This window comes from Bradyrhizobium sp. SZCCHNS1022, from assembly GCF_032484835.1.
Classification (GTDB): domain Bacteria; phylum Pseudomonadota; class Alphaproteobacteria; order Rhizobiales; family Xanthobacteraceae; genus Bradyrhizobium.
Genome location: NZ_JAUETT010000002.1, coordinates 1023638 through 1049299, shown reverse-complemented (window position 1 = coordinate 1049299; position 25662 = coordinate 1023638). Strand labels below are relative to the sequence as shown.

General features: G+C 65.0%; 16 protein-coding genes. 7 read left to right on the top strand and 9 right to left on the bottom strand.

The window, feature by feature from the left end:
* Positions 1–317 precede the first annotated feature (317 nt).
* Together QX071_RS18415 and QX071_RS18410 are read right to left on the bottom strand one after the other, a co-directional pair.
* The gene (locus QX071_RS18415) at positions 318–3008 is read right to left on the bottom strand and encodes a glycosyltransferase (RefSeq protein ID WP_315704294.1); all 2691 of its coding nucleotides are present in this window, start codon (positions 3006–3008) and stop codon (positions 318–320) included.
* A gap of 345 nt (positions 3009–3353) precedes the next feature.
* Positions 3354–3947 (bottom strand): beta-1-3, beta-1-6-glucan biosynthesis protein, encoded by a 594-nt coding sequence (locus tag QX071_RS18410; protein WP_315704045.1) that lies wholly within the window; start codon positions 3945–3947, stop codon positions 3354–3356.
* Between the two features lie 364 nt (positions 3948–4311).
* Here QX071_RS18410 and QX071_RS18405 point away from each other — a divergent pair, with 364 nt between their 5' ends.
* Positions 4312–5934, top strand: a complete 1623-nt coding sequence (locus QX071_RS18405; RefSeq protein WP_315704044.1) for a beta-(1-6) glucans synthase — start codon at positions 4312–4314, stop codon at positions 5932–5934.
* Here QX071_RS18405 and QX071_RS18400 read toward each other — a convergent pair.
* Entirely contained in the window at positions 5894–6274 is a 381-nt protein-coding gene (locus tag QX071_RS18400; RefSeq protein ID WP_315704043.1) for a hypothetical protein, read from the bottom strand. The genes QX071_RS18405 and QX071_RS18400 overlap by 41 nt on opposite strands.
* Positions 6275–6380: 106 nt before the next feature.
* Positions 6381–7760, bottom strand: a complete 1380-nt coding sequence (locus tag QX071_RS18395) for a hypothetical protein (protein ID WP_315704042.1) — start codon at positions 7758–7760, stop codon at positions 6381–6383.
* A gap of 135 nt (positions 7761–7895) precedes the next feature.
* Here QX071_RS18395 and glmU point away from each other — a divergent pair, with 135 nt between their 5' ends.
* Entirely contained in the window at positions 7896–9257 is a 1362-nt protein-coding gene (gene glmU, locus QX071_RS18390) for a bifunctional UDP-N-acetylglucosamine diphosphorylase/glucosamine-1-phosphate N-acetyltransferase GlmU (protein WP_315704041.1), read from the top strand.
* 10 nt (positions 9258–9267) lie between these two features.
* On the opposite strand, the gene QX071_RS18385 is transcribed toward glmU, so the two are convergent.
* Positions 9268–9486, bottom strand: a complete 219-nt coding sequence (locus QX071_RS18385) for a hypothetical protein (RefSeq protein ID WP_315704040.1) — start codon at positions 9484–9486, stop codon at positions 9268–9270.
* A gap of 196 nt (positions 9487–9682) precedes the next feature.
* Here QX071_RS18385 and glmS point away from each other — a divergent pair, with 196 nt between their 5' ends.
* The 3 genes from glmS (at position 9683) to QX071_RS18370 (ending at position 13461) form a co-directional block, all read left to right on the top strand.
* On the top strand, positions 9683–11509 hold the full coding sequence (gene glmS, locus QX071_RS18380) for a glutamine--fructose-6-phosphate transaminase (isomerizing) (protein WP_315704039.1): 1827 nt from the start codon (positions 9683–9685) through the stop codon (positions 11507–11509).
* A 180-nt stretch (positions 11510–11689) separates the two neighbouring features.
* A complete protein-coding gene (locus QX071_RS18375; RefSeq protein WP_315704038.1) occupies positions 11690–12484 on the top strand; it encodes a DUF502 domain-containing protein in 795 nt (264 codons plus the stop codon).
* Positions 12485–12600: 116 nt separating this feature from the next.
* On the top strand, positions 12601–13461 hold the full coding sequence (locus QX071_RS18370; RefSeq protein WP_315704037.1) for a DUF1932 domain-containing protein: 861 nt from the start codon (positions 12601–12603) through the stop codon (positions 13459–13461).
* Positions 13462–13781: 320 nt separating this feature from the next.
* Here the strand turns inward: QX071_RS18370 and recG are convergent, their stop codons facing one another.
* Positions 13782–15884 carry an ATP-dependent DNA helicase RecG gene (recG, locus tag QX071_RS18365; protein WP_315704036.1) on the bottom strand — a complete coding sequence of 701 codons (2103 nt, stop codon included), beginning with the start codon at positions 15882–15884 and terminating at the stop codon, positions 13782–13784.
* A gap of 190 nt (positions 15885–16074) precedes the next feature.
* Here recG and QX071_RS18360 point away from each other — a divergent pair, with 190 nt between their 5' ends.
* Positions 16075–16362 (top strand): succinate dehydrogenase assembly factor 2, encoded by a 288-nt coding sequence (locus QX071_RS18360; protein ID WP_315704035.1) that lies wholly within the window; start codon positions 16075–16077, stop codon positions 16360–16362.
* Positions 16362–19877 carry a transcription-repair coupling factor gene (gene mfd / locus QX071_RS18355; RefSeq protein WP_315704034.1) on the top strand — a complete coding sequence of 1172 codons (3516 nt, stop codon included), beginning with the start codon at positions 16362–16364 and terminating at the stop codon, positions 19875–19877. Before QX071_RS18360 ends, mfd begins: the two co-directional genes overlap by 1 nt.
* An 882-nt stretch (positions 19878–20759) precedes the next feature.
* On the opposite strand, the gene QX071_RS18350 is transcribed toward mfd, so the two are convergent.
* From QX071_RS18350 to QX071_RS18340, 3 genes are all read right to left on the bottom strand, one after another.
* Positions 20760–21989: a GGDEF domain-containing protein gene (locus QX071_RS18350; protein WP_315704033.1), complete on the bottom strand. Its 1230-nt coding sequence runs from the start codon at positions 21987–21989 to the stop codon at positions 20760–20762.
* An 81-nt stretch (positions 21990–22070) separates the two neighbouring features.
* Positions 22071–23579: a class I adenylate-forming enzyme family protein gene (locus QX071_RS18345; RefSeq protein WP_315704293.1), complete on the bottom strand. Its 1509-nt coding sequence runs from the start codon at positions 23577–23579 to the stop codon at positions 22071–22073.
* Positions 23580–23645: 66 nt separating this feature from the next.
* Positions 23646–25472, bottom strand: coding sequence for an extracellular solute-binding protein (locus QX071_RS18340; RefSeq protein WP_315704292.1), 1827 nt, complete (start codon positions 25470–25472; stop codon positions 23646–23648).
* Positions 25473–25662: the final 190 nt, after the last annotated feature.

The window sequence follows — 25662 nt, the reverse complement described above, 5'->3', positions numbered from 1 at the left end:
AACGGCACCAGCCGCGCCCAAAGCCGGTCACGGCCGTTCGCACGCGCTGTGTAGGGGGCAGGGCGGTTTCGGTCAATAGGGCTCGCGGGCAAACCACAGGGGCAGTTGAAGGGCTCCCCTGTGAGCCGCGGGTGCGAACGAGCGCGGCAACGGCCCATATTCTCGGCGCTCCGTGTCGAAGCTCACCCCACCCAGCTCTCATCGCGAGCGAGGGCAGCCGAACCCTCCCCTCCAGGGCAGGGTAGTCTGGCCGGCGTCGCGCGATTCAGGGGAGCGGCCCCGGCCGTGGACGGCCGGGCGCATCAGGGCGGCACGGCTTAGACCTTCTCGGCGACCTTGCCCGCCGGCTTCTGCGCGACCAGGGCGGCGAGCTCCGGCACATAGACCGGGCGCAGGCCGATCAATTCGGCGGTGCGCACCGCGCTGTAGCGCCAGAATTCGAAGGAATTGAGCCGCGACATCTCCAGGACCGCGATCGCTACCGCCGACAGGAACGGCAGGCTCTCCAAGATCAGGACGGCCGCGAAGATGTAGAGCTCGGTGATCTGGTAGGTGTTGGTGCCGATCAGGATGCCGGCGCCGATCAGGAGCAGGGCGCCGATCACGGCCTCCCAGAACGCCTGGAACTCGATCGACATCCGCGACAGCCCGCCCTTGGAGGTCCGGGCGAAGGCGATGTGCTCGGTGATGAGGCCCTGCGCCACCGCGCGGGAGACCGTCCATTGCACGCTCATCGCTGCCACCATCGCTCCCAGCATCTGCCACGGCCCGATCCTGACCCGCAGCCGGTACAGGATGAGAAAGTGGGCGAGCGAGACCACGAAGGCGGCGATGATCGGGATGGTCAGGATCTTGTCGGGAATGGCGATGCCGGCGAATGCGACGATCGGCACCCAGATGAGGTTGAGGATCGCGACCACCACGCCGAGGCTCTCGGCGCCGAGCCAGTTCAGCCAGCCGAGCAGAAACTCGCGCTTCTGGTCGCGGGAGAGCCGGGTCTTACCCGGCAGGAAACGCCGCCAGTGCTTCTTGACGATCTGGAAGCCGCCATAGGCCCAGCGGTGGCGCTGCTTCTTGAAGGCCTCATAGGTGTCGGGCAGCACGCCGCTGCCATAGCGGGTGCTGGTGTAATGGGTGGTCCAGCCGAGCTCCTGGATGGCAAGGCCAAGATCGGTGTCCTCGCAGATCGTGTCGCTCGACCACCCGCCGGCCATGTCCATCGCCGCACGGCGGATCAGGCACATCGTGCCATGCACGATGATCGCGTTCGCCTCGTTGCGCTGGACCATGCCGATGTCGAAGAAGCCGGCATATTCGCCGTTCATGATGTAGTGCATCAGCGACAGGTCTTCGTCGCGATGCTCCTGCGGTGCCTGCACCAGACCGACCGATGGATCGGCAAATGCCGGCACCAGGTCCTTCAGCCAGTTCTTCTCGACAACATAGTCGGCGTCGATGATGCCGATGATCTCCGCATCGGCCGCAGTGCGGTCCATCGCGATGCGCAGCGCGCCGGCCTTGAAGCCCTTGACCTTCTCGGCATTGATGAACACGAAGCGCTCGCCGAGCATGCGGCAGTGATCCTGGATCGGCTGCCAGAACGCGGGATCAGGCGTGTTGTTGATGATGATCACGCATTCGTAGTTCGGATAATCGAGCTGCGCCAGCGCATCGAGCGTCTGCTTCAGCATCTCCGGCGGCTCGAAATAGGCCGGGACGTGGATCGAGACCTTCGGAAAATAGCCTTCCGGCGCGGCCTTGGTGTTCTCGGCGACCTTGTCCTTGGTCAGCAACCGGCGCGGCGGATGGCCGAAGGCAACCGCCGCGATCTCCTCGATCCGCGCCATTGCGATCAGGATCAACGGCACCAGCAACGTGAGGCCGAGGGTCAGCGCGAAGGCCGATCCCCAGACGAAGTAATGCACCGCCCAATAGGCGAAGATCGTGGAGACCCAGGCGCCGACGGCATGCGCGGCAACAGCCAGCACAAAGGCCTGCGGCATTGTCGCGCGCACGATCCGCAGGATCGGTAGCGACAGCAGCACGCCGACGAGCAGCGCAATGGTTGCGAGCTTCCAATAGTCGGGATTCACGATCGGCCCGGTCCAGGAGAATTTCGGCTCGCGCGCCGCGTTGAGCACACCCCAATACGGCCCGACGCCACCCTCGAAATATTTCCAGGGCTGATCGATCGCCTCGACGATGTTGTATTCCATGCCGATGGCCGAGGCCTGGGCCAGGAAGTTGCGCAGAACCTTTGCCTGTCGAAACGGACCCGGCGCGGCGGGACCACGGTTGTCGCCGCTACGGTTGTAGCCCTGGCTTGGCCAGCCGAATTCGGCGATCATGATGCGCTTGCCGGGGAACTGCTTTTTCAGGAGCTGATAGCGGTCCACCGCCTGATCGACGGCCTGATCGTCGGTGAAGAACTCCCAATAGGGCAGCACATGCGCGGCGATAAAATCGACATTGGAGGCGAGTTCGGGATTGTCGCGCCATGTGTTCCAGACATCGCCGGTGGTCACGGGCACGTTAACCGATTTCTTTACACGCTTGATCTTCTCGATCAGCTCATCGACCTTCTGCGTCGCTGTGAGGATGGTCTCGTTGCCGACCACGATGCCGATCACATTGCTGTTGTGGCGGGCGAGATTGATCGCGGACTGGATCTCCCGCTCGTTGCGATCGGCATCCTTGTCGATCCAGACGCCGAGCATGACCTTCAGCCCAGCCTCAGCCGCGAGCGGCGGCACCACTTCAACGCCGCCGGTCGAGGTGTAAAGCCGGATCGCGCGCGTCATTGTGGCCAGCTTCTTCATGTCCTCCCGAATGCGTTCCGGCGGCGCAACCGTGTCGATCGTGGGTGACCCGGTTCCTTCGTGCGGATCGTATGACATGCTTTGCAGCAGGCCGGTGAAGTCGGGGGCCTGCTGCTTTTCCTGCAACAATCCCCACAACGCGGCATGAGCCGCGGTGACGAACAGCAGGACGGCGACGATCGCGCGCATCGATGAAGCAACCATTCCGGGATCAGGTGACAGGACGAAGCGAAACTGTCCGCTGCTGTCCCACCCCGCGGGTGCGATCGCCTGGCAAACCCGTCAGCGAACGTCGATTGGGAAAGGACACCAGAAACCTACTCGTGCGGTTCCGGCTCAGGCACGTTCTGTGAGCGCTAACGTGTTCCGAGAGCATCATGACCCCAAGACCGCTACCGCTCAAACGCTGAACAGGACCTGAACCGCGGCGCGAGGTTCGACCAGCACGCCCGCGATTTCAAGAACAATACTGCGACGCTAACCCGCCGAATTGCCCTTGCTCCTATGGGCGCGGCGCATACGCCGCCGAGCCCGCTATTTCGCCGGTGGCGGGGAGGGTTGCCCCTGCGGCGCCGGCGGCTGTGCCGCAGCGCCTGCGCCTGGGGACACCGCCTGCGGAGCCGGCGTTGTCTGCGGAGCCGGGGTCGGCGCGGCTGCGACTTGTGGTCGCGCGTCCGGATTGATCCAGCAGGTGTGGACGTGGTTGCTCAGCGAGTTCTGCACCTTCGGGTCGATCTGCGCGATGAAGCGCGTCAGGCAGCGGAACGCGGCCTGGACGTGACCGCCCGGGCAGCCGAACCGGTCGTACAGGTCGAGATGGCGAAATGCGGTATCGAGGTCGTCATTATACATCAGCTGGACGACGCGACGGCCGAGCCAGACGCATTCGGGATTGCCGGCGGGGCCGCCGTTGAGCGCCTGGGCCGCTTCCGCGAACTCGTCGACCTTGCGCTGATTCTCCTTCGAGAGGTCTGCCGGATTGGCGGCCTGCTGCTTGTTTTGATCCTGGCCATGATTGTCACCGCCGCTCTGGGCGATGCTCGCCTGGCTTCCCATCAGCAGGACGAGCCCGGCGGCGGCGAGATGGCGCACGATCGAAACCTTGAACTGAAGCACGCGTCGACCCATAAATTCCCCGATAGTTGCCTTCATGCCGTCCCGCTGCGGCCGCAGTGTTGATGCCGATCAAATGGGTCCCGAATGCGGCGGGTGGTTGATTCCGACTGCCGCATATCGTTCCTCAAGGATGGCATTGCGAAGCGACCGCTTGCCGAATGCCAATGACCGGAATCGCGGATTTTGTCCAGCAATGCCACAACCTAATCGGCGCATCCTCGCCGCATCGTAAAGGCGCGGCCCGGGCGGGCGGGACCGAACGCCGCAGGTGCGTCTCCAGCACCAGGTCCGGGCACTAGGTCCTGGCACCAGGTCCTGGCACCAGGTCTTGGCAGACGGCCAGCAACCGGGTAAGCACCGGTCCCCTGGCTGGAGAATGGAACTGAAATCTCTTCGCACACCGCTGGCGCTTCTGCTCATATCGCTGGGTGCAATCGCTGCCATGTGGTGGTGGCTGGCCACGCCCATCAAGCTCGCGCGCGCCCCGATCGAACCCGCCGCCAAGCTGCAATGCGTGTCCTATGCCCCGTTCCGTGGCGCGCAGACCCCGTTGGATCCGACCACCTATATCGACGCCGATCAGATCGAGCAGGATCTGACGCAACTCGCCAAGATCTCAGAATGCGTCCGCACCTATTCGATCGAGAACGGTCTCGACCAGGTGCCGGCGATTGCAGCCAAGGTCGGCATCAAGGTCATCCAGGGCATCTGGCTCGGCAGCAACAAGCTCAAGAACCAGGAGCAGATCGCGGTGGCGGTCAGCCTGGTGAAACATTATCCGCAGGTCATCACCGCCGTGGTGGTCGGCAATGAGGTCCTGCTGCGGGGGGAAATGACCACCGCCGACCTCGCCGCGATCATCCGCAGCGTGAAGGCGCAGGTCACCGTTCCCGTCACCTATGCCGATGTCTGGGAATATTGGCTGCGCAACCGCGAACTGTACGACCTCGTGGATTTCGTCACGGTCCACATCCTGCCTTACTGGGAGGATTTTCCGGTCCGCGCCAAGTTCGCGGCAGTCCATGTCGATGCCATCAGACGACAGGTCGCGGTCGCGTTTCCGAACAAGGAGATCCTGATCGGAGAGACCGGCTGGCCGAGCGAGGGACGGATGCGCGAAGGTGCGCTGCCGTCGCGCGCCAACCAGGCCCGTATCGTCTCGGAGATCCTCGACCTCGCCAAGCGCGAGAATTTCCGGGTCAACCTGATCGAGGCCTATGACCAGCCCTGGAAACGCCAGCTCGAGGGCACGGTCGGCGGCTATTGGGGCCTCTTCGACGCCGCCAAACGGGTCTTGAAATATCCGCCCGGAGAGCCCGTCAGCAATTATCCGCTCTGGAAGTTGCAGATGGGCGGCGGGATGATCTTGAGTTTTGCCGTCTTCCTGGTTGGCTGGCTCACCGTCCGCGGCAGGCCTTGGGCTCCGCATTGGTCGGCCTGGCTGGGCGTTGCGGTCTCGGCAACCTCGACCGGCATCCTGTTCGGGATCGCGGCGGACAAGATGTTCTACGAGAGCCTTGGCGTCGGCGGCTGGGTGCACTGGGGCGCGCTGCTGGCGGCCGGGGTGTTGGTGCCGCTGTTCGGTGCGAATGCCGCCATGGCCGGCCGGCCGCTGCCGACCTTCCTCGACTTGCTGGGTCCGGCCGACGGGCGCAAGCATACGCTGGCGACCTATCTGCTTGGCCTGATGCTGGTCGTCACCGTGCTGATCGCGGCAGAAACCGCGCTCGGTTTCGTGTTCGACCCGCGCTACCGCGACTTTCCGTTCGCCAGCCTGACCATGGCGGTGGTCCCGTTCGCGCTGCTGCTCGGCAATCGCCCCGTGCAAGGGCCACGACCGATCGCCGAGGCGACCTTTGCCGGACTGCTCGCGGCGTCCGCGATCTATATCCTGTTCAACGAGGGCCGGGAGAACTGGCAGGCGCTGTGGACCTGTGCGGCCTACCTCGTGCTTGCCTTTACGCTGTGGCGGGCGCGGGCCGCGCAAAGCCCAGAATGAGCAAGCCGATCGCAAGGCCGGACAGCACGATATTGTAGAGCACGATTCCGAGGCCGGCCGCGATCACGCCGCCGGTCAGGAGCACGATCGACGGCCGCATCACGTGCAGGATCGCGATCACCAGCGCCGTTCCGCCGAACACCGAACTCTTGAACAGCGCAGTCGCCACCAGCCGCGCCTTGCAGATCGTGGTCTGCAAGCCTGCGTCGCAGGCGAGTGCGACAGTGGAGAACTCGATCGCGAGATAGCGCAGATAGAGCGCGTAGCCGACGGTGGCGAAACCGACGATCAGGAGCCATTGCACCTGATAGGGCGTGAGGCGGAACGGGGTCTTCTTCATGCGCGGACTATGCTGCGGAAAGGTGGCGTGGACAAGGGCCGAAAGGACTTGCCGGACTGCATCCGCAATCCGGCCGAGATCCTTGAAATGCCGGCACTAATCGTGATCAGGAACGCCGGAAGAAGGACGACAGCGTCGATGATTCCGCCGGCGGCGGGGCGGCGGCAGGAGGCGGCGGCGCCGGCGGGGGCGGCTCCTCGCGTGCTGCACCGTGATGCTGCTGCGGTGGCGGCGGCGGGGCTGCGCGACGCCGCTGCGGGTAAACCGGCTTCGTGGCTGTCGACGCGGCGGCCGGCTTGGCGGCATCGGGCTGGTTGGCGTCATCGCTGCGAATGGCGAGGCGCTGGCCGTCATAGACGGTGGTTTCACAAGCCCGCTGGCTTTCTGCAAGATTGGCGCAGATCCTCGCGGCCGCCGCAGCGTCGGCGAGCGGCCCGGCGCCGAGCCGGAGCTGCATCCCGAGGCCGCTGTTGCCTTCCTTGACGATGATGATCGGACGGAGCGCCGCAAGCTCCTTGTGGCTCTTGGAGAGACCGCGCCACAGCGCACGCAGGCCGTTCAGCGAATTGGCCGTGCCGAGATCGACCGCGAATTCGGTCTTCTGCACGGGGGTCGCGCCAGCATTGGTGTCGGCTGCGTCTGTCGGCTTGGTGTTCTCGGCATCGGCTGCAGGGGCCGGCTCGACATTCGCCAGCTTGTCCGGCCCGGCCGGCTTGCCGGCCGCCGAATCGGACGGGGCAGGCGCCGACTTGGCCGCGAACAATGAGGCTGCGGCCGATGTCGTCGGTACATTTGAACCAGCTTGGTTCGGTCCTGGGGAAGAGCCGGCAGGCATCTGTGCGTGAGCGGCCTGGACTGAACCGGCGCCGGGCTTGCCGCCCTCGGCGCGAAGAGGCTCAGAAACGCCGGGCGCGCCCGAAGCGACAGGCGCCACCGTCGGCGCGCCGATCACGTTTGCCACGGTCGGACCGCTCGCGGCAGCCGACGCCGATAAGGCCGCCTGTACAGGGGGAGGACTCGCCGCCGGCTGTGGCTCGGCAGATGCCACCACGGCTTGCGACGTCTTGCCGAGAATCGGAGCCGCCGCCGGGCCGGAACTCTGCTTGGCGAGCGCGCCGGTAACGGAATCCAGGCTCTGCTCCAGCACGGTGACTCGCGCATAGAGCCGATCGCGATCGTTGTTCAGGGTTTCGATCGCGGAAGCGAGCTGCCGCTGCTCGCTTTGGCTGTCACGGGCCAGCGACTGGATGAGTTGCGTCTGGCGCGCCATATCCGCTGCGGAAACGCGGTCGCGCCGCCACCCGAGAGCCGCCTGGTTGGCAAGTACGGCAACCACAACAGCACAAAGCGCCGCTGCAGCCCACCAGCCGATCCGCCACAAGGTGCGGCGATCGAATGCATTCTCCTCGGCAAGCAGTCCGGATAGTGTGGCGCCGGTTTTGTCAGCCCCGAGAGCACCGGCCTTTTTGTCGGAGTCCTTTACCATTCACCTGCAGCCCTGCCGAATCACGCCGGAACATTAACAGGAAAAGCACCGGTGGCCTTCGCCGGTACGGTTTGCTGCGAACAGAAAACCGCTTTAAGACGGCGCAAAATCCCGTGTCCCGCAACAAGGTGTCTCATGACCGCTCGATCCAGTCTCACAATTGTGCTCGCGGCAGGCGAGGGGACGCGGATGCGGACAACTCTGCCGAAAGTGCTGCATCCGATCGCAGGCGAGACCTTGCTGGCGCATGTGCTCGCCGCCGCCCCGAAGGGCGCGGGCGCGCGATTGGCGGTGGTGATCGGTCCTGGGCATGATGCCGTCGCGCAAGAGGCCAAGCGACTGCGCGGAGATGCCGACATTTTCGTTCAACGCGAGCGGCTCGGCACCGCGCATGCGGTGCTCGCGGCGCGCGAAGCGATAGCGCGGGGCGCCGATGATCTGCTCATCGCCTTCGGCGACACGCCTTTGATCTCGGCGGAGACCTTCGCACGGCTGCGCGCCCCCCTGGCGCAAGGTGCAGCCCTTGCGGTGCTTGGCTTTCGTGCGGCCGATCCGACGGGTTATGGGCGTCTCCTGCTGAACGGCGATCGCATGGTTGCGATCCGCGAGCATGCGGATGCGAGCGACGAGGAGCGCAAGGTCACCCTGTGCAATGCCGGCGTGATGGCGTTTGACGGCGCACGCGCGCTCGAGATCCTGGACAAGATCGGCAATGCGAACAAGAAGGGCGAATATTATCTGGTCGACGCGGTCGCGATCGCGCGCGAGATGGGACTCGATGCCGTCGTGATCGAAACCTCGGAAGATGAAGTGCGCGGCGTGAACACTAAGGCGCAGCTTGCGGAGGCCGAGAGCGTGATGCAGACCCGACTCCGCCGTGCCGCCATGGATGCCGGCGTCACCTTGATCGCGCCGGAGACGGTGTATCTCGCCGCCGATACGACGTTCGGCACGGATGTGACGATCGAACCGTTCGTTGTGATCGGCCCCGGCGTCTCGATCGGCGATGGTGCCGTGATCCACGCCTTCTCACATGTCGTGCAGTCTATCATCGGCCGAAACACCTCGGTCGGGCCGTATGCACGGATGCGGCCGGGCACCTCGCTCGGCGATGGCGCGCGGATCGGCAATTTCGTCGAGACCAAAGCAGCTGTTCTGGAGGAGGGTGTCAAGGTCAACCACCTCTCCTACATCGGCGATGCCGAGGTCGGCGCCAATACGAATATCGGCGCCGGCACCATCACCTGCAACTATGACGGCTTCCTCAAGCACAAGACCATGATCGGCAAGGGTGCCTTCATCGGCACGAACTCATCGCTGGTCGCGCCGATCAAGATCGGTGCGGGCGCCTATATCGGCTCAGGCTCGGTGATCACGCGCGACGTTCCCGACGACGCGATGGCGCTCGAGCGCAGCCAACAGACCATTCGCGAAGGCGGCGCTACGCGCTATCGCGAGGTGAAATTGAAGGCAAAGAAGGCCAAGACCAAGGAATAGGAGGCCGCGTCTAATCCTCGCCGTCCTCGAACTCCGAGAACATCGCCCGGGTCAGGCGCCACCCACGCCGCGTCGAATGCTTGATTGGCTCGCTGGTCTTGTGCTTGATGGCCATCGGCTTCAGCTCGCGGCCCATGCTCGGCGGTGGCCAATGGGCGAGATGGCTGCCGGTGTCGTGTGCATGCAGTGGGCTGGTGCCTTTGGGGTCAGGCCATTTGCGATCGGTCATGGGACAGCCTCCGTGCCCGCATTGTTTGCCCAAAGCCTTGATGGCGCGTTAAGGCTCGTGCGCGGTTCGGCGGGTTAGGCTTTCCACTTAACCCTGTCGCAATCCGCAATAATTATTGAATCCTGAATGTGATCGGATTTCGTTAAGAGAAACCGAGGCTTTTGAGTAACTTTTCGACGATTGGGGAAGGCGCGGAATGTGCGGGATTGTCGGCATTTTGGGACGCGGGCCGGTCGCCGAGCAACTGGTCGATTCGCTCAAACGTCTCGAATACCGGGGCTACGACTCGGCTGGCGTCGCGACCCTCGAAGGCGGGCGCCTGGAACGTCGGCGCGCCGAAGGCAAGCTGAAGAATTTGGAAGCGCGGCTTCGTGCCGAGCCGCTCAAGGGCTTCACCGGGATCGGGCACACGCGCTGGGCCACACATGGCAAGCCGACCGAGACCAACGCGCATCCGCATGCGACCGAACGCGTCGCCGTCGTCCATAACGGCATCATCGAGAATTTCCATGAGCTGCGCGAGGCCCTGCAGAAGAAGGGAACGGTGTTCGCAACCGAGACCGACACCGAAATCGTCTTGCATCTCGTGGACGAACTGCTCGGCCAGGGCGTGCCGCCGGTCGATGCCGTCAAGGAGACGCTCGGCAAGCTGAAGGGCGCGTTCGCGCTTGGCTTTATCTTCGCAGGCCAGGACGATCTGATGATCGGCGCGCGCAATGGCCCGCCGCTTGCGGTCGGCTATGGCAAAGGCGAGATGTATCTGGGCTCGGACGCGATCGCGCTGGGTCCGTTCACGGACAACATCAGCTATCTGGAAGACGGCGATTGGGCGGTGCTGACGCACGACGGTGCGACGATCTACGACCGCAACAATGCCGTCGTCAGTCGCGAGATCGTCAAGCACGGTCCGGCGACCTCCCTGGTCGACAAGGCGAACTTCCGCCACTTCATGGCCAAGGAGATCCACGAGCAGCCGGAAGTCGTCGGCCACACCTTGGCGCGCTATATCGACATGGCGAGCGAGCGCATCGCGCTCCCCGCCGCCTTGCCGTTCGACTTCAAGGACATCCAGCGGATTTCGATCACCGCCTGCGGCACGGCGAGTTATGCCGGCCATGTCGCCAAATACTGGTTCGAACGCTTCGCGAGACTGCCGGTCGAGCTCGATGTCGCCTCCGAGTTTCGCTATCGGGAAGCGCCATTGCGCAAGGGCGACCTCGCGATCTTCATCTCCCAGTCCGGCGAGACCGCCGACACCTTGGCCGCGCTCCGCTACGCCAAGGCACAGGGCGTGCACACGCTGTCCGTGGTCAACGTTCCGACCTCGACGATCGCGCGTGAAAGCGAGATCGTGATGCCGACGCTCGCTGGTCCCGAAATCGGCGTCGCCTCGACAAAAGCATTCACCTGCCAGCTGATGGTGCTGGCGACCCTCGCGGTGGCGGCTGGCCGCGCCCGCGGCGAATTGTCGGAGACCGATGAGGCCAAGCTCGTCCATAGCCTGGTCGAGATTCCGCGGCTGATGACGGCGGCATTGTCGATCGAGCCCCAGATCGAACGCCTCGCCCGCGACATCGCAAAATCGACAGACGTGCTCTATCTCGGCCGCGGCACATCGTACCCGCTGGCGCTGGAGGGGGCGCTGAAGCTGAAGGAAATCTCCTACATTCACGCCGAAGGCTACGCCGCCGGCGAACTCAAACACGGCCCGATCGCGCTGATCGACGAGAACATCCCGGTCGTGGTGATCGCGCCGCACGATCGCGTATTCGAAAAGACCGTATCCAACATGCAGGAGGTCGCCGCCCGGGGCGGCAACATCATCCTGATGACGGACGCGAAGGGGGCGGCCGAAGCGACGGTCGATTCGCTGGTGACGATCACCTTGCCGGATATGGGCTCGACCTTCACGCCGATGGTCTACGCGATTCCGGTGCAGCTTCTTGCCTACCACACCGCCGTGATCATGGGGACGGACGTCGACCAGCCCAGAAATCTCGCGAAATCGGTGACCGTGGAATAGCCACGATCTGCTTGCCGATCGAAGCGGCTTGGGATCAGCGGAATCCGTAAGACAGGCCGTTGCCTGCGTCCGAAGGTCGCGAGCGGCAAAGAAGCCGATTCGAGGACGGAAAGGGGGCCATTCCCCTTCAAAAATCTGCTAAGAGGCTTAGCTGAGATTTGATCCGACCCGGAAGCCTGCATGAGTTCCCGCGACGACCTGCCGCCCCAGCCTGAGCCTCCGGCCGATGCGCCTGCCGAAATCACCCACCACGGGTTGATGTTTCGGTTCCGCAACTATTTCCTGACCGGCCTCGTGGTGGCCGGCCCGGTGGCCATCACGCTCTATATCACCTGGTGGTTCGTCACCTGGGTCGATGGCCTGGTGCGGCCGTTCGTGCCCTCCGCCTACCGGCCCGAAACTTATCTGCCGTTCGGCATCCCCGGCTCCGGACTGATCGTAGCGGTGGTTGGCCTGACCTTGCTCGGCTTCCTCACCGCGAACCTGATCGGCCGCACGCTGGTCGATCTCGGCGAACGCATTCTCGGCCGGATTCCGGCGGTGCGCGCCATCTATCGCGGCCTGAAGCAAGTGTTCGAGACCTTGTTCTCCGGCAAGGGCTCGAGCCTGCGCCGGGTTGGGCTGGTCGAGTTTCCCTCGCCGGGCATGTGGTCGATCGTGCTGATCTCGCAGCCGCCGAGCCCCGACATCGCGAACAGCCTGCCCGGGCAGGAGGATCACATCTCGGTGTTCCTGCCCTGTGCGCCGAACCCGACGACCGGCTTCTTCTTCTACGTGCCGAAGAGCAAGATCGTCGAGATCGACATGAAGGCAGAGGATGCGGCGACGCTGATCATGTCGGCAGGCGTGGTGCAGCCGGGCTCCGATCCGCAGAAGAAGGCGGCGGCGCTGGGCAACATGGCCAATATGGCGCGGATCGCCAATTCATCTGCGCGCACGGATGCGCTCGAGCCGGAGCCTGCGAAGGCGGATTGATCTTCATTCAGCCAAGGAGCGCAAGCCCGCTCTGTCGGTAGAGGGCTCTGACGTTTCGACAGTTCATGCTTGGGCGGAGTCGCGTACTCTGCGATGTGCAACGACCGGAGCCGTCGATGATCCCCAGCATTGCGATTCTTGCGCCCGGCGCCATGGGCAGCGCGGTGGCGGCGCGGCTCGCCGAGCATGGCGCGAAGGTTTTGACGTCGCTGGAGGGCCGCAGCGCGGCAACCACGGCACGCGCCGCGAAGGCCGGCATGATCGCGGCCGACGCCGCCGCGATCGTCAATGCCGACATCATCCTGTCGATCGTGCCGCCGGCCGAGGCGGTTACGCTGGCCGGGCAGTTGGCAACCCTGATCACGAAGAATGCGAAAAAGCCGGTGATCGTCGACTGCAACGCGGTCAACGTCGAGACGATCGCCAAGATCGAAGCGATCGTATTGTCCGCTGGTGCGCGCTTCGTCGATGCCGCCATCATCGGGCTGCCGCCGAAGCCGGGCACGAAGGGGCCGGCGCTTTACGTCAGCGGCGACAGCGCCAAGAACGTCGCGGCGCTGCGTGATCTCGGGCTCGATCTACGCATCATTGATGGGCCGGTCGGCGCGGCGTCGGCGCTCAAGATGTCCTATGCCGGCATCAGCAAAGGCCTGACCGGGGTTGGCACGGCGATGGTGCTGGCGGCGACGGACGCCGGCGCGGCCGATGCGCTACGCGACGAACTCGCGCTGAGCGCGCCGGCGGTGCAAGCCCGTCTCGCCAACGCGCTGCCGGACATGATTCCGAAAGCCTATCGCTGGGTCGCCGAGATGCGCGAGATCGCGGGCTTCCTGGGAGAGGATCATCCGGCGGCTCTGATCTACGAAGGTTTTGCCCGCCTGTTCGAGCACATCGCGGCCGATGCGCAGGGCGCAGGAACCGAAGGTGCCAAGCTGGTCGCGTTTGCCGAGAGCTGCAAGGTGAAGAAGTCCGCGTAGCTGTCTCCACGCAATATTGCGATGGATGCGAAGCCATCCAGAACTCCCCCTCGTCGTCCCGGGCAAGCCGCGACGCGCGCCAGCGCCGTCGCGGCGCCGAACCGGGACCCATACGCCGCGGCGGATCTGGCAGGCGAGCCGGTCAACGCGCGCCTGCCTCAAACTGCTATCCGGGATTATGGGTCCCGGCTCAAGGCCGGGACGACAGCGTTGTTAGTCGATGCAGAAGGCGAAGGGTGGGCACGGCGGGCCTCCCACACCGGCGAGGCAGAAGCACCGTTCAACGCGCCTTTGCGCAGCCTACGGAAGCACGCGCCGATCTACCCCGCCGTCAGCAATGGAATCGCCTCGTCGCGTTCGTAGAGATAGAGCAGACAACGCAGCGCCTCGCCGCGCGGGCCCTCAAGCTTGGGGTTCTCCTTCAACACGCGCAGTGCCTCGTCGCGGGCCTGCGTGATCAGCTGGGCGTGCACCTCGGGGCGCGCGATGCGATAGCCGGGCAGGCCGCTCTGGCGGATGCCGAGCACGTCACCTTCGCCGCGCAGCTTCAGATCCTCCTCGGCAATGCGAAAACCGTCGGTGGTTTCGCGGATCACGGCGAGCCGCGATTTCGACATCTGCCCGAGCGGCTCGTGATAGAGCAGGATGCAGGTCGAGGCTTCCGAGCCGCGGCCGATGCGGCCGCGCAATTGATGCAGCTGCGCGAGCCCGAAGCGCTCGGCATTCTCGATCACCATGATGGTCGCTGCCGGCACGTCGACGCCGACCTCGACCACGGTGGTGGCAACCAGAAGCCGGATTTCATGAGCTGCAAACTGGCCCATGACACGGTCTTTCTCGGTGCCTTTCATCTGGCCGTGGACGAGACCGACGCGATCGCCGAAACGTTTTTGCAGGCTCTCGAACCGCTCGGTCGCATTGGTCAGATGATCGGTGCCCTCGGCCTCGGATTCCTCGACCAGCGGGCAGATCCAATAGACCAGCTTGCCGGCGTTGAGGGCGCGGCCGACCGCATCCATCACCTCGCCGAGGCGCGTGTCCGCGACGGCGCGGGTGTCGATCGGCTGACGTCCGGCCGGCTTCTCGCGCAGTTCGGAGATGTCCATGTCGCCGAAATAGGTCAGCACCAAGGTGCGTGGGATCGGGGTCGCGCTGAGGACCAGCACGTCCACCGCCTCGCCCTTGGACGTCAGCGCCAGCCGCTCGCGCACGCCGAAGCGGTGCTGCTCGTCGACGATCGCGAGCGCCAAGGCCTTGAAGACGACATCGTCCTGGATCAGCGCATGGGTGCCGACCAGCAGATCGATCTCGCCGGCCTCCAGCCGTGCGAGAATATCGCGGCGCTCCTTGCCTTTCTCGCGGCCAGTGAGGATCGCTACCTGCATGCCGGCTCGTTCGGCCAGCGGAGCAATGGTCTTGGCGTGTTGACGTGCCAGAATCTCGGTCGGCGCCATTAGCGCCGCCTGCTTGCCCGCTTCGGCGACGGCCGCCGCGGCCAGCAGCGCCACGACGGTCTTGCCGGAGCCGACATCGCCCTGCAGCAGCCGCAGCATGCGCACGGGCTTGCCGAGATCCTCCGAGATCGCGGCCATCGCCTGGGCCTGCGAGTTCGTCAGCGCATAGGGCAGGGCGTCGATGATCCTGCGGCGGAGATGGCCGTCGCCGGCGTGGCGGTTGCCCGCGGGACGGCGCAATTGTGCCCGCACCAGCGCCAGCGCCAGCTGGCCGGCGAGCAGTTCATCGAAGGCCAGCCGCGACCAGTATGGATTTTCCGGCAGCACGTCCGTCAGTTCCTGCGGAACGTGCACGCGCGTCAGCGCCTCCTTGAGCGGCGGGAAACCGCAGCGGCTCAAAACTTCCGGGCTGATCCATTCCGGCAGGTTCGGCAGCTTGGTGAGCGCCAGCGCGATCGCGCGCCGCAAGGAGCCCAGCGCGAGGCCCTCGGTCAGGGGATAGACCGGATCGATGCCGGACAGTCTTGCAAACGCCGCCTCGTCGAGGATGCGGTCGGGATGGACGATCTGCGGCATTCCATCGTAGCGCTGCATGGTGCCCGAGACGTAGCGCTTGGCGCCGATCGGCAGCTGCTTCTCGATGTAGTCGCCCTTGGCACGGAAGAAGGTCAGTACGACGTCGCCGGTGTCGTCGCTGGCATAGACCAGGTAAGGCGCCCGCGCATTGCGCGACGGCCGGTGCCGCTCCACCGTCACCTCCAAGGTCACCATCGTTCCGACCTCGGCATCCCGGATCTTGGGCCTGTTGCGGCGGTCGATCACGCTCGAGGGCAGATGCAGCAGCAGATCGACCAGACGCGGGGTGTCGGTCGTGCTGAGCAGGTAGCGCAGCAGCTGGTCCTGTTTCGGACCGACGCCGGCGAGGCTCGTGACCGGAGCAAATAGCGGATTGAGCAGAGCAGGGCGCATCGACGACACTTAAGACCGTTTCGGCCGGCATATCCGCTCCTTGGCCGGCGTCCACCTGTTTTTTCGTCCGCGAACGGCCCGAACATGTCGGTTCTGCGTCGGACAGGGCTGACAGGACCGGGGACGGTCGCTATATGAACCGCGCCCGGCTCCGTCCGGGCTTTTGGCGTTGTACCGCAAGGATATCGCGATGACTGGGACGACCCGATCGAGCCAGGGGCTTGATGACCGCCGCAAGCGGCTGCTGTTTCGCTGCTGGCACCGTGGCACGCGGGAAATGGACCTGATCCTGGGCCGTTTCGCCGATGCCGAGATCGCGACGCTTGCCGATGACGAATTGGCCGAGCTCGAGCAGCTGCTCGAAATTCCGGATCAGGATTTCTACGCGGCGGTGACTGGCCACGGGCCGCTGCCGCCCGAGGCGGCCGGCGCGCTGTTTCTGCGCATCAAGGCGTTCCGCGCCGTGGGTTTGGATTGATGAAGAGCCCTGTCAAATCGCCTGCCGAGCTGCTGGCGCCTGGACGCGCGCTGACGCTCGCCAATGTCGCGGAAGGCGCCGAAGGTCTGGTCGCCGCCGATCTTGCCCGTGCCGTTGCCGCGCGGCCGAAGCCGCCGGCGGTCAGCCTTGCCGTGATCTGCCGCGACGGCGCACGGATGCAGCAGCTCGCGCGTGCGTTGGAGTTCTTCGCGCCCGATCTGCCCGTGATGCAATTCCCGGCCTGGGACTGCCAGCCTTACGATCGCGTCTCGCCGCATGGCGGCATCCTGGCGCAGCGCGTCACCACGCTGGCGCGGCTGTCGCGGCTGGCCGGCAGCGACAAGCCGCTGATCGTGCTCACGACGGTGAATGCGGCCGTGCAGCGCGTGCCGGCGCGCGAGACCATGGCCGGACAGGCGCTGTCGGTGGCGCCAGGCCATGTCGTGCCGATGGACTCGGTCGTCGCCTGGTTGGAGCACAACGGCTATAATAGGTCGTCGACGGTGCGCGAGAGCGGCGAATATGCCGTGCGTGGCGGCATCCTCGATCTGTTTCCAGCCGGGCTCGATCAGCCGGTGCGCTTCGACTTCTTCGGCGACTCGCTGGAGTCGATCCGCACCTTCGATGCGGAGACCCAGCGCACGCTCTTGGACATGCGCTCGCTCGACCTGGTGCCGGTCTCCGAATTCCAGCTGGTCACCGACACCATCCGCCGCTTCCGCATGGGCTATGTCGCCGAGTTCGGCGCGCCCGAGCGCGACGATGCGCTCTACGAGGCCGTCAGCGAAGGCCGCCGCTATCCCGGCATGGAGCACTGGCTGCCGCTGTTCCACGACAACATGGAGACGCTGTTCGATTATCTCGCCGGCACGCCCGTCATCATCGAGTCGCAGGGCGAGGATGCCGCGCGCGAGCGCTTCAAGCAGATCGCCGACTATTACGACGCGCGGCGCGAGGCGATGGAGCATCCCGGCGGCGGCGCGATCTACAAGCCGCTGCCGCCTGACCGGCTCTATCTGAGCGAAGCCGAATGGACGGCGCGGCTCGATGCGGCGCCGGTCGCCAAGCTGACGCCGTTTGCCGTGCCGGAAGCGGCTGGCGTGGCCGACATCGGCGCCCGCCAGGGCCGCAATTTCGCGCCCGAGCGCAACGATGCCGCGGTCAACGTATTCGAAGCCGTCGTGGCGCATGTGCAGGCGCTGCAGGCGCAGCGCAAGAAGGTGGTGATCGCGCTGTGGAGCGAAGGCTCGCGCGACCGCATGACCAGCATGCTGCGGGATCACAAGCTGACGCTGGTCACCAGCGTCAACACCTGGCGCATGGTGCAGGCCACCCCGCGCAACGAGACCATGCTGGCGGTGCTCGGGCTCGAGACCGGCTTCGAGACCGACCAGATCGCCGTCATCTCCGAGCAGGACATCCTCGGCGACCGCCTGGTGCGGCCGCGCCGCGCCAGCCGCAAGCTCGACAATTTCATCTCGGAGGTCACCAGTCTTGGCGTCGGCGACATCGTGGTCCATGTCGATCACGGCATCGGCCGCTTCGTTGGCCTGCAGACGCTCGAGGTCGCCGGCGCGCCGCATGACTGTCTCGAGCTGCGCTACGCCGGCGAGACCAAGCTGTATCTGCCGGTAGAGAACATCGAGCTGTTGTCGCGCTACGGCTCCGACCAGACCAATGTCGAACTCGACAAGCTCGGCGGCTCGGGCTGGCAGACCCGCAAGGCCAAGCTGAAGAACCGCATCCGCGAAATGGCGGGCGAGCTGATCAAGATCGCGGCCGAACGCATGCTGCACGAGGCGCCGAAGCTGCCGGTCCAGGCCGGGCTCTACGACGAGTTCTGTGCGCGCTTCCCCTATGATGAGACCGAGGACCAGCTCGCCGCGATCCAGGCGACGCTCGGCGATCTCGAAGCCGGACGTCCGATGGACCGGCTGATCTGCGGCGATGTCGGTTTCGGCAAGACGGAAGTCGCCCTGCGCGCGGCGTTCGCGGTGGCGCTCGACGGCAAGCAGGTCGCGGTCGTGGTGCCGACGACGCTGCTCGCGCGCCAGCATGCCAAGACCTTCACCGAGCGCTTCCGCGGCTTTCCGGTCAATGTCGCGCAGGCCTCGCGCCTCGTCTCGACCAAGGAGCTCAACCAGGTCAAGAAGGGGCTGACCGACGGCTCGGTCGACATCGTGGTCGGCACTCACGCGCTGCTCGGCAAATCGATCAAGTTCCGCGATCTCGGCCTGCTCATCGTCGACGAGGAGCAGCATTTCGGCGTCAGCCACAAGGAACGGCTGAAGCAGCTGCGCGCCGAGGTGCATGTGCTGACGCTGTCGGCTACACCGATCCCGCGCACGCTGCAGCTGGCCCTGACCGGCGTGCGCGAGCTGTCGATCATTGCTTCGCCCCCGGTCGATCGCCTTGCCGTGCGCACCTTCGTCGCGCCGCATGATCCCGTGATGATCCGCGAGGCGCTGCTGCGCGAACGCTATCGCGGCGGCCAGGCCTTCTACGTCGTGCCGCGCATCGACGATCTTGCCGAGGTCAAGGAGTTCCTCGACAAGACCGTGCCGGAGATGAAGGTCGCAGTCGCGCACGGTCAGATGGCGCCGACCGTGATCGAGGACATCATCTCCGCCTTCTACGACGGCAAGTTCGACATCCTGCTCTCGACCACGATCGTGGAATCCGGCCTCGACATTCCCAGGGCCAACACGCTGATCGTGCACCGCGCCGACATGTTCGGCCTCGCCCAGCTCTATCAGCTACGTGGCCGCGTCGGCCGCTCCAAGCTGCGCGCCTACGCGCTGTTCACGCTGCCGTCGACGCACAAGATCAGCGCGCAGGCGGAGAAACGCCTGACCGTGCTGCAGTCGCTAGAGACGCTGGGCGCGGGATTCCAGCTCGCCTCCCACGACCTCGACATTCGCGGCGCCGGCAATCTGCTCGGCGAGGAACAGTCCGGCCACATCAAGGAAGTCGGCTTCGAGCTGTACCAGTCGATGCTGGAGGAGGCGATCGAGAACCTCAAGGCCGGCGTTACCGAGCCCACCGTCGATCGCTGGTCGCCGCAGATCACGATCGGCATGCCCGTGCTCATTCCGGAGGACTACGTCTCAGATCTCTCGGTGCGGCTGTCGCTGTATCGCCGGCTCGCAGATTTGGAGACCGACGAGGAGATCGAGAACTTCGCCGCCGAGCTGCGCGACCGCTTCGGCAAGCTGCCGGACGAGACGCGCTATCTGTTCAAGGTCGCGGCGATCAAGAACTACTGCCGCAGGGCCAATGTCGAGAAGGTCGATGCCGGTCCGAAGGGCGCGGTCATTGCCTTCCGCGACAACAGCTTTGCCCACCCCGAGCGGCTGGTGGCCTTCATCAAGCGCCATGGCCAGGCTGCCAAGGTGCGGCCCGACATGAAAGTGGTGTTCCTGCAGGATTGGGAGACGCCGGAAGAGCGGCTCGCGGGGGCCACGGATATCCTGAAGGACCTTGCCGAGCTCGCAGAGAAGAAGAAGGCGGCGTAGTCCTGCAAAGGCTCGGCATCAGATGAATATGAGACAATACCCGATTGGGATTGAATGTACGTGGCTTGCGTCCGATCGCCAGAGACATCTGGCGCGTTCATGACTGCAGGTGCCGGACCAATCCCCTTCGATCGCATTGGAGGTGTAGCTTCTCCCGATAGAGAATCTTGAAGAGCAGTTGTGCCGTTTGCCGGTCGTATCGTCCTATCGTCAGCTTGTCGGGGTGCCGCGGCCGGACAGCTTCATCGCGTTGTGCGAAAGAGGGCTATTCGTCTACGATTGGACCGACGTCCATCGTACAGGAAAGAATGAAACGGGCGGTTATGAGCTCGTCGCCATTCCCGATGCTCCGATTGGCTCGAGTCGGCTTCCTGCTGAGCTATTGGACGTTGCGGATACACTGAAGCTTTCGGCGACCCTTTTTGGCGGAGAACGCACCGTCGCAATCAGATCGCTTCTGAAGTGCGTGGAAGCTAGGTGACGGCTTATCTCAGCAACCAGCCGAAATGCAGCGCACAGGTGGCGACAGCGAAGACCAGAACGATCGCGATCACGCTCACCCAGTCGGTCTCGTCGCGAGATTGTTGTTTCTGCACGTGCAATGCTCCTCTGTACAGGAGGCCCCCAGGTCCGAAACGACGAAATCAGACGAGTGGGGCGAATGCGCGGTCGCGGAATGTAGGTGTTGGGTTGAGATCGTGATGAAGCCGGCGGCAGCGAGCGTCCGATATCAGCAAGGCATTGCGAATGGAGCGCCGTCTGCCAGATTCAGCCGTCATTGCGGGCGCAACGAAGCAATCCAGTATCTCGCGCCATAACGGCGATGCTGGATTGTTTCGTCGCTTCGCTCCTCGCAATGACGGCAGTGTGCCTTCGACTATATCAAGACGCTGCGCGGTGTGTCTCGTCGTACAGCCGCGCGAGCAGGCTGCGTGCGGTATCGCCCGGCTGCAGCGCGGCGACGGTGATGGATGGCTCAGCGCGTGCGTCACGTTTGCCGTGCGAAGTGTGGCGCATCACGCTCGTCAGGCGACGCGCGATCCCGTGCGCGGCGCGCAGATCGGTCTCGGCGAACACCACGATCACCGAGCCGTTGTCCTCGCGGGTGCCGAAATCGGTCCGCCGCATCAGCCGGCCGATGATCCGGGCGCCGTCGAACTGCGCGCGGGGATGCGTCGGGTCGAAGGCAAAGCGTGCGGCTGCAAGCCCGCTGCCTCGCTTCAAAGCCTGGCTCACGGCGGTCGCGAAGTCGCGGGCGAAGGCAGACTTGGTCAACAGACCGGTCTGCGGATCGAGCATCCCGCCGGCTTCGATTGCCCTGAGCGTCCGGTTCAAACGCGCCTCGAGGGCGTGCTGACGGATCAGCGGCAAGGCGTTGGCGGCAATGTGCGCGGGGTCGCCGGTGACGACCTCGAGATTGGCCAGCGCGACCGGCGGCGCAGGAACGCTGCAGGTCACCACGACGGCCAGGCTGCGGAAGCGCGTGTCCTCGGACAGCACGGTGAGAAAGGCATCGACGACGCGCGGCGTGAAGCCGTCGCCGAGCACGACCCCATCGATCTCGCGGCTCGCGAGATGCTTGGCGGCCGCCTCGATACTGAGCGCGCCGACCACCGCCATGCGCTCGCCGAGCGCGACCGAAAGCTCTGGATAGGACGTGCCGCGGCCGAGCAGCAGCACGGTGGCGTCGTTGAGCGGATCGCTATCCGGCAGGGAGATGGGTTCGGCACGGGCTTCGCTGAGCCGCCGCAGCACCGTCGCATGCAGGCTGCGAAGGCGGAGCGCGGCTCGCACGCGGGCCACGAGACGGTCGGTGTCGTTCTCGGTCCGGAAAGGCACGGCATTATCCGGCAGCTGGCCGTGAGGCCCGAGCGCTATCACCGGAACGTAGGGTTTTCGCGCAACCAACTGTCGCGCCACGGCCGCGATGTCGGCCTCGGGTGCACCGTCCAGTGCCGCCAGCACGACTGCGGGTTGCAGCTCGGACGAAGCGCGCACCGCCTCGCGCCAGGTGGTCTGGACCGAGGGGGATAGCTGGGCTGCCTCGAGGGCGGCCACCAGCGAAGGCCGTGCGGAATTGGAGACGAGAAGAAGCGGGCCTTGCTGGGACATAAGGATACTCAGAAACGCAGGCGATTGGGCCTGTGATCCTAAGTTGCCTGCGTTAACGCGCCGTTAGCAATGTGTGCTGCTTCAGGCCGAAGTGCTGGTCCGGTCCCGAAATGCCTCTACCATGAGGGGGTTGAGCCCGAGCTCCGCCAGCGCCTCGCGGGCCCGCGCATTGTCCATGGCACGCCCAGCCAGCCGGTGGCCGCTGAGACGATCGGGCAGGGCGGTCAGCAGGGCCCCCTGGCCCAGCCGTCGCGACCACTCGTGCAGGTCCTGCGCCAGGAAGCGATAGCCGCCCACCGCCATTACGCCGGCCGGCGGCGCGGTGATCGAGATCACGTCCCGGACGCGGTCGAGACGAACGGCGTATTCGGTATCGACGTAATCTCGCGGTTGCGCCGGGACCAGAGAGTCGCTCGGCGGTGCCGGGGGCGCATAGGCTGCAACGACGACCATGGGGCCGCGCAGTCCGAGGGTGCCCTTTGGCGTCACCAGCACCTCGCCCGCAATCGAGGAGCCCGGCTGGTCGCGTGGCACGCCTTGCAACCCCGGCTTGACCGGACCGGGCGCGCCGTCCGGCGTCGTGCGACGAACCGCGAACATTCCGGCCTCGCCGAACAAATACACGTCGGTCATCTCGACCTGCTGCGAAATCCAGGCCGGGCTCGATCCCACCTGCTCGGGCGCCCGCCACATGCCGATGACGTGCCGCAAGCTTGGCAGACGAGCCGCGAGATCGCCCTCATCGAGCCGCAGCGCCAGCTGCGCCGGCGCGATCAGGGCATTGCAGCCGAGCTCGTTGATCTGCTGCTCCAGCGTATCGGAATCGAACGGATGATGCAGGGCGAGGCTGCCGCCCGATAGCAGCCAGGTGACGAGCGAGGAGGTGAGGCCGGCGAAGGACGACGGCACGAAGGCCGACATCATGTTGGCACCCTGCGGCAGATCGCTCTCCAGCGAGACCGCAAGTCCCCCCGCGATCAGGCTCAAATGGCTGCGCGGCACGGCGCGGAAGCCGTCGCCGGTGACATCGAAGGAGATGATCGCGGCCTTGCGGCCGTCCTGCAGGACGTTTCGCGCCGAGCGCGACGGCTTTGCAATCGCCTGATCCAGCGAAAACATGCCCTCCGGCAGCTCGCTGCCGAACCCGCAGACGTGGCGGATCGAGAACGCTTCCGCCGCAGCATGCATCGCGAGATCGGCATGGATCACGCCGTCGACCTTGGTGGTGGTGACGATTGCGCGAGCACTGATGCGGTTCAACGCCGCCACCAGCTCCGCCTGGCGCCACAGCAGCGGGAACACCGCTACGACGAGCCCGGCGCGATGCGCGGCGAGCACGGTCAGCATGAATTCCACGGTGTTCGGCAGCTGCACCGCGATCACCGAATTCGTCGGAAGCCCAGCGTCGATGAAATGCGCTGCGAGCGCGGCAATGATCCGATCGGCGTCGGCATAGGTCAGTATCCGCTGGGGCTGGCCGGTGACCCGCGGCTTGTTGACCGGATCTATCAATGCGACCGCATCCGGCTTACGCGCCAGGATACGCTGGAACAACCCGTCAAGCGTCGGCGATGTCGTAACCTGGTTCACCTGCTGCCCCATCATTCCCGGTGTGGCGGAAACCCGGATCTCCGAAAATGGTCCTGCCACAGCCGATCATTTCGGCGTCATGTCCGGCCGCCGCCACCAACTCTCGGGGAGCGATCCCGACAGAGCTGTTCGCTTTGGACGTTCTATCCGATTCCAGCGTGCAATCCATTCGTCGGCCGCATTAAGCACTGGAATTGCGTAGAAGCCAGCCATCAGCGCGCGGTCCAGGGCGCGGACGGCCGCAACAAAGTCGGACCTGTCGCGAGCGCGCAACAGCGCGGCGATCATCGCATCGATGGCCGGGTCCTTGGCGCCCATGTAATTGCGGCTGCCCGGCTGGTCCGCAGCCTCGCTCCCCCAGTAGAAGGCCTGTTCGTTGCCCGGCGACAGCGACTGGTCCCAGCGATTCTGGATCATGTCGAATTCGAAGCCGATCCGGCGTTGATCGAATTGCACGGGATCGACGACGCGCACCGCGGCCGCGATCCCGGCGCGCTTGAGGCTATCGGAGTACGCGAGCGCAATGCGCTCCTGATCCCTGGTCGTCACCAAGATTTCGAAGGCGAGCGGCGCATGGCTCGCGCGCTGCCGCAACACCGCGCCATCGAGCTGATATCCGGCCTCGGACAGCAGGTTCAGTGCGGTGCGCAACGTCTGGCGGTCGCGACCTGAGCCATCGGTGATCGGAAGGCGATAGCTGCCGTCGAGGATGTCGGGTGGGATCTCGCCGGCAAACGGTTTGAGCAGCTCTCGTTCGACCGTATCGGCGGGACGCCCGTAGGCCGACAGTTCCGACCCTGCAAAATAGCCGCCGCTGCGCTTGTACAGTCCGAAGAAATAGTTGCGGTTGATCCATTCGAAATCGAACAGCAGCGTTAGGGCGCGGCGCACCCGGATGTCGGAGAAGACCGGCCGGCGGGTGTTGAAGACGAGAAACTGCGAGGGCTGCGGCATGCCCGAGGTCACGGTATCGCGGACGACCTCGCCGGTCCTTGCGGCCGGAAAATTGTAGCCATCGTGCCAGCGCAGAGGTTCGTCCTCGACCCGGAAGTCGTAGAGCCCGCGCTTGAATGCTTCGAAGGAACCATTTGCCTCGCGATAGAAGTCCAACCGGATCTCATCGAAGTTCCACAATCCACGGTTGATCGGGAGGTCGCGGCCCCAATAGTCCGGATTTCGGGTCAGGCTCACGCTGGCTCCTGGCCGCACCGCGGTGACGCGATAAGGACCGGAGCCGATCGGCGCCGTCATCGTGGTCTCTTCAAATCTCGACACGTCGGTCGCATGCCGCGGCAGGATCGGCATCAGCCCGAGAATCAGCGGCAGTTCGCGATCTTCGACACCGCCGAAGTCGAACCGGACCGTGAGCGGGTCCAGTGCCTCGGCCTTGGCGACCTTGCTGTAATACTGCCGATGATTGGGCCGGCCATGGTCGCGGAGCAGCGCCCAGGAGAACAGAACGTCCTCGGCACGGACCGGCTCGCCATCGGAGAATCGGGCATGCGGGTCCAGCCGGAACGTGACGTAGGTTCTTGCGTCATCGGTCTCGACGCTTCTGGCCAGGAGCGCGTAGAGCGTGAAGGCCTCGTCATTGCCGCGGGCGAGCAGACTCTCGACCACGTAGCCGCGCACTTGCTGCACTGCAATACCCTTGACGATGAAGGGATTGAGGCTGTCGAAGGTTCCGAGCAAGCCCCAGGTCAGGCGACCGCCTTGGGGAGCGGCCGGATCGACATAGGGCAGATGGGTGAAATCGGCGGGCAGCGCCGGCAGGCCGTGCATGGCGATGGCATGGCTCTCGGTCGCGCCTGCAGGTGCAGTGTAGATCGTTTGCAACAGCACCGCGATAACAGCACAAACTGCCCCGGCGGCAAGCCGCATGCACCGGAGCATGAACATAGGAACGCAAGCATTTGATTCGGAACAGCTCACAAGCGTCTTTTAGCACAGGCCGCGAGCCGGTAGATCGCGCCGACGCAGGCTGCCTCGGCATTGATCTTTCCGCCCGCCACGTTATGAAGGCGGGCGATCGGGCAAAGCAGCAACGCCTGTCACTTAACCGCCTCAATTCCTGAGGAGACAG

Coding starts and splice junctions, on each gene's coding strand:
- QX071_RS18375 (WP_315704038.1), top strand. CDS start 11,690: ATGAGTTCCCGCGACGACCTGCCGCCCCAGCCTGAGCCTCCGGCCGAT.
- QX071_RS18370 (WP_315704037.1), top strand. CDS start 12,601: ATGATCCCCAGCATTGCGATTCTTGCGCCCGGCGCCATGGGCAGCGCG.
- recG (WP_315704036.1), bottom strand. CDS start 15,884: ATGCGCCCTGCTCTGCTCAATCCGCTATTTGCTCCGGTCACGAGCCTC.
- QX071_RS18350 (WP_315704033.1), bottom strand. CDS start 21,989: ATGTCCCAGCAAGGCCCGCTTCTTCTCGTCTCCAATTCCGCACGGCCT.
- QX071_RS18360 (WP_315704035.1), top strand. CDS start 16,075: ATGACTGGGACGACCCGATCGAGCCAGGGGCTTGATGACCGCCGCAAG.
- QX071_RS18395 (WP_315704042.1), bottom strand. CDS start 7,760: ATGGTAAAGGACTCCGACAAAAAGGCCGGTGCTCTCGGGGCTGACAAA.
- QX071_RS18410 (WP_315704045.1), bottom strand. CDS start 3,947: ATGGGTCGACGCGTGCTTCAGTTCAAGGTTTCGATCGTGCGCCATCTC.
- glmU (WP_315704041.1), top strand. CDS start 7,896: ATGACCGCTCGATCCAGTCTCACAATTGTGCTCGCGGCAGGCGAGGGG.
- mfd (WP_315704034.1), top strand. CDS start 16,362: ATGAAGAGCCCTGTCAAATCGCCTGCCGAGCTGCTGGCGCCTGGACGC.
- QX071_RS18340 (WP_315704292.1), bottom strand. CDS start 25,472: ATGCTCCGGTGCATGCGGCTTGCCGCCGGGGCAGTTTGTGCTGTTATC.
- glmS (WP_315704039.1), top strand. CDS start 9,683: ATGTGCGGGATTGTCGGCATTTTGGGACGCGGGCCGGTCGCCGAGCAA.
- QX071_RS18415 (WP_315704294.1), bottom strand. CDS start 3,008: ATGCGCGCGATCGTCGCCGTCCTGCTGTTCGTCACCGCGGCTCATGCC.
- QX071_RS18405 (WP_315704044.1), top strand. CDS start 4,312: ATGGAACTGAAATCTCTTCGCACACCGCTGGCGCTTCTGCTCATATCG.
- QX071_RS18400 (WP_315704043.1), bottom strand. CDS start 6,274: ATGAAGAAGACCCCGTTCCGCCTCACGCCCTATCAGGTGCAATGGCTC.
- QX071_RS18385 (WP_315704040.1), bottom strand. CDS start 9,486: ATGACCGATCGCAAATGGCCTGACCCCAAAGGCACCAGCCCACTGCAT.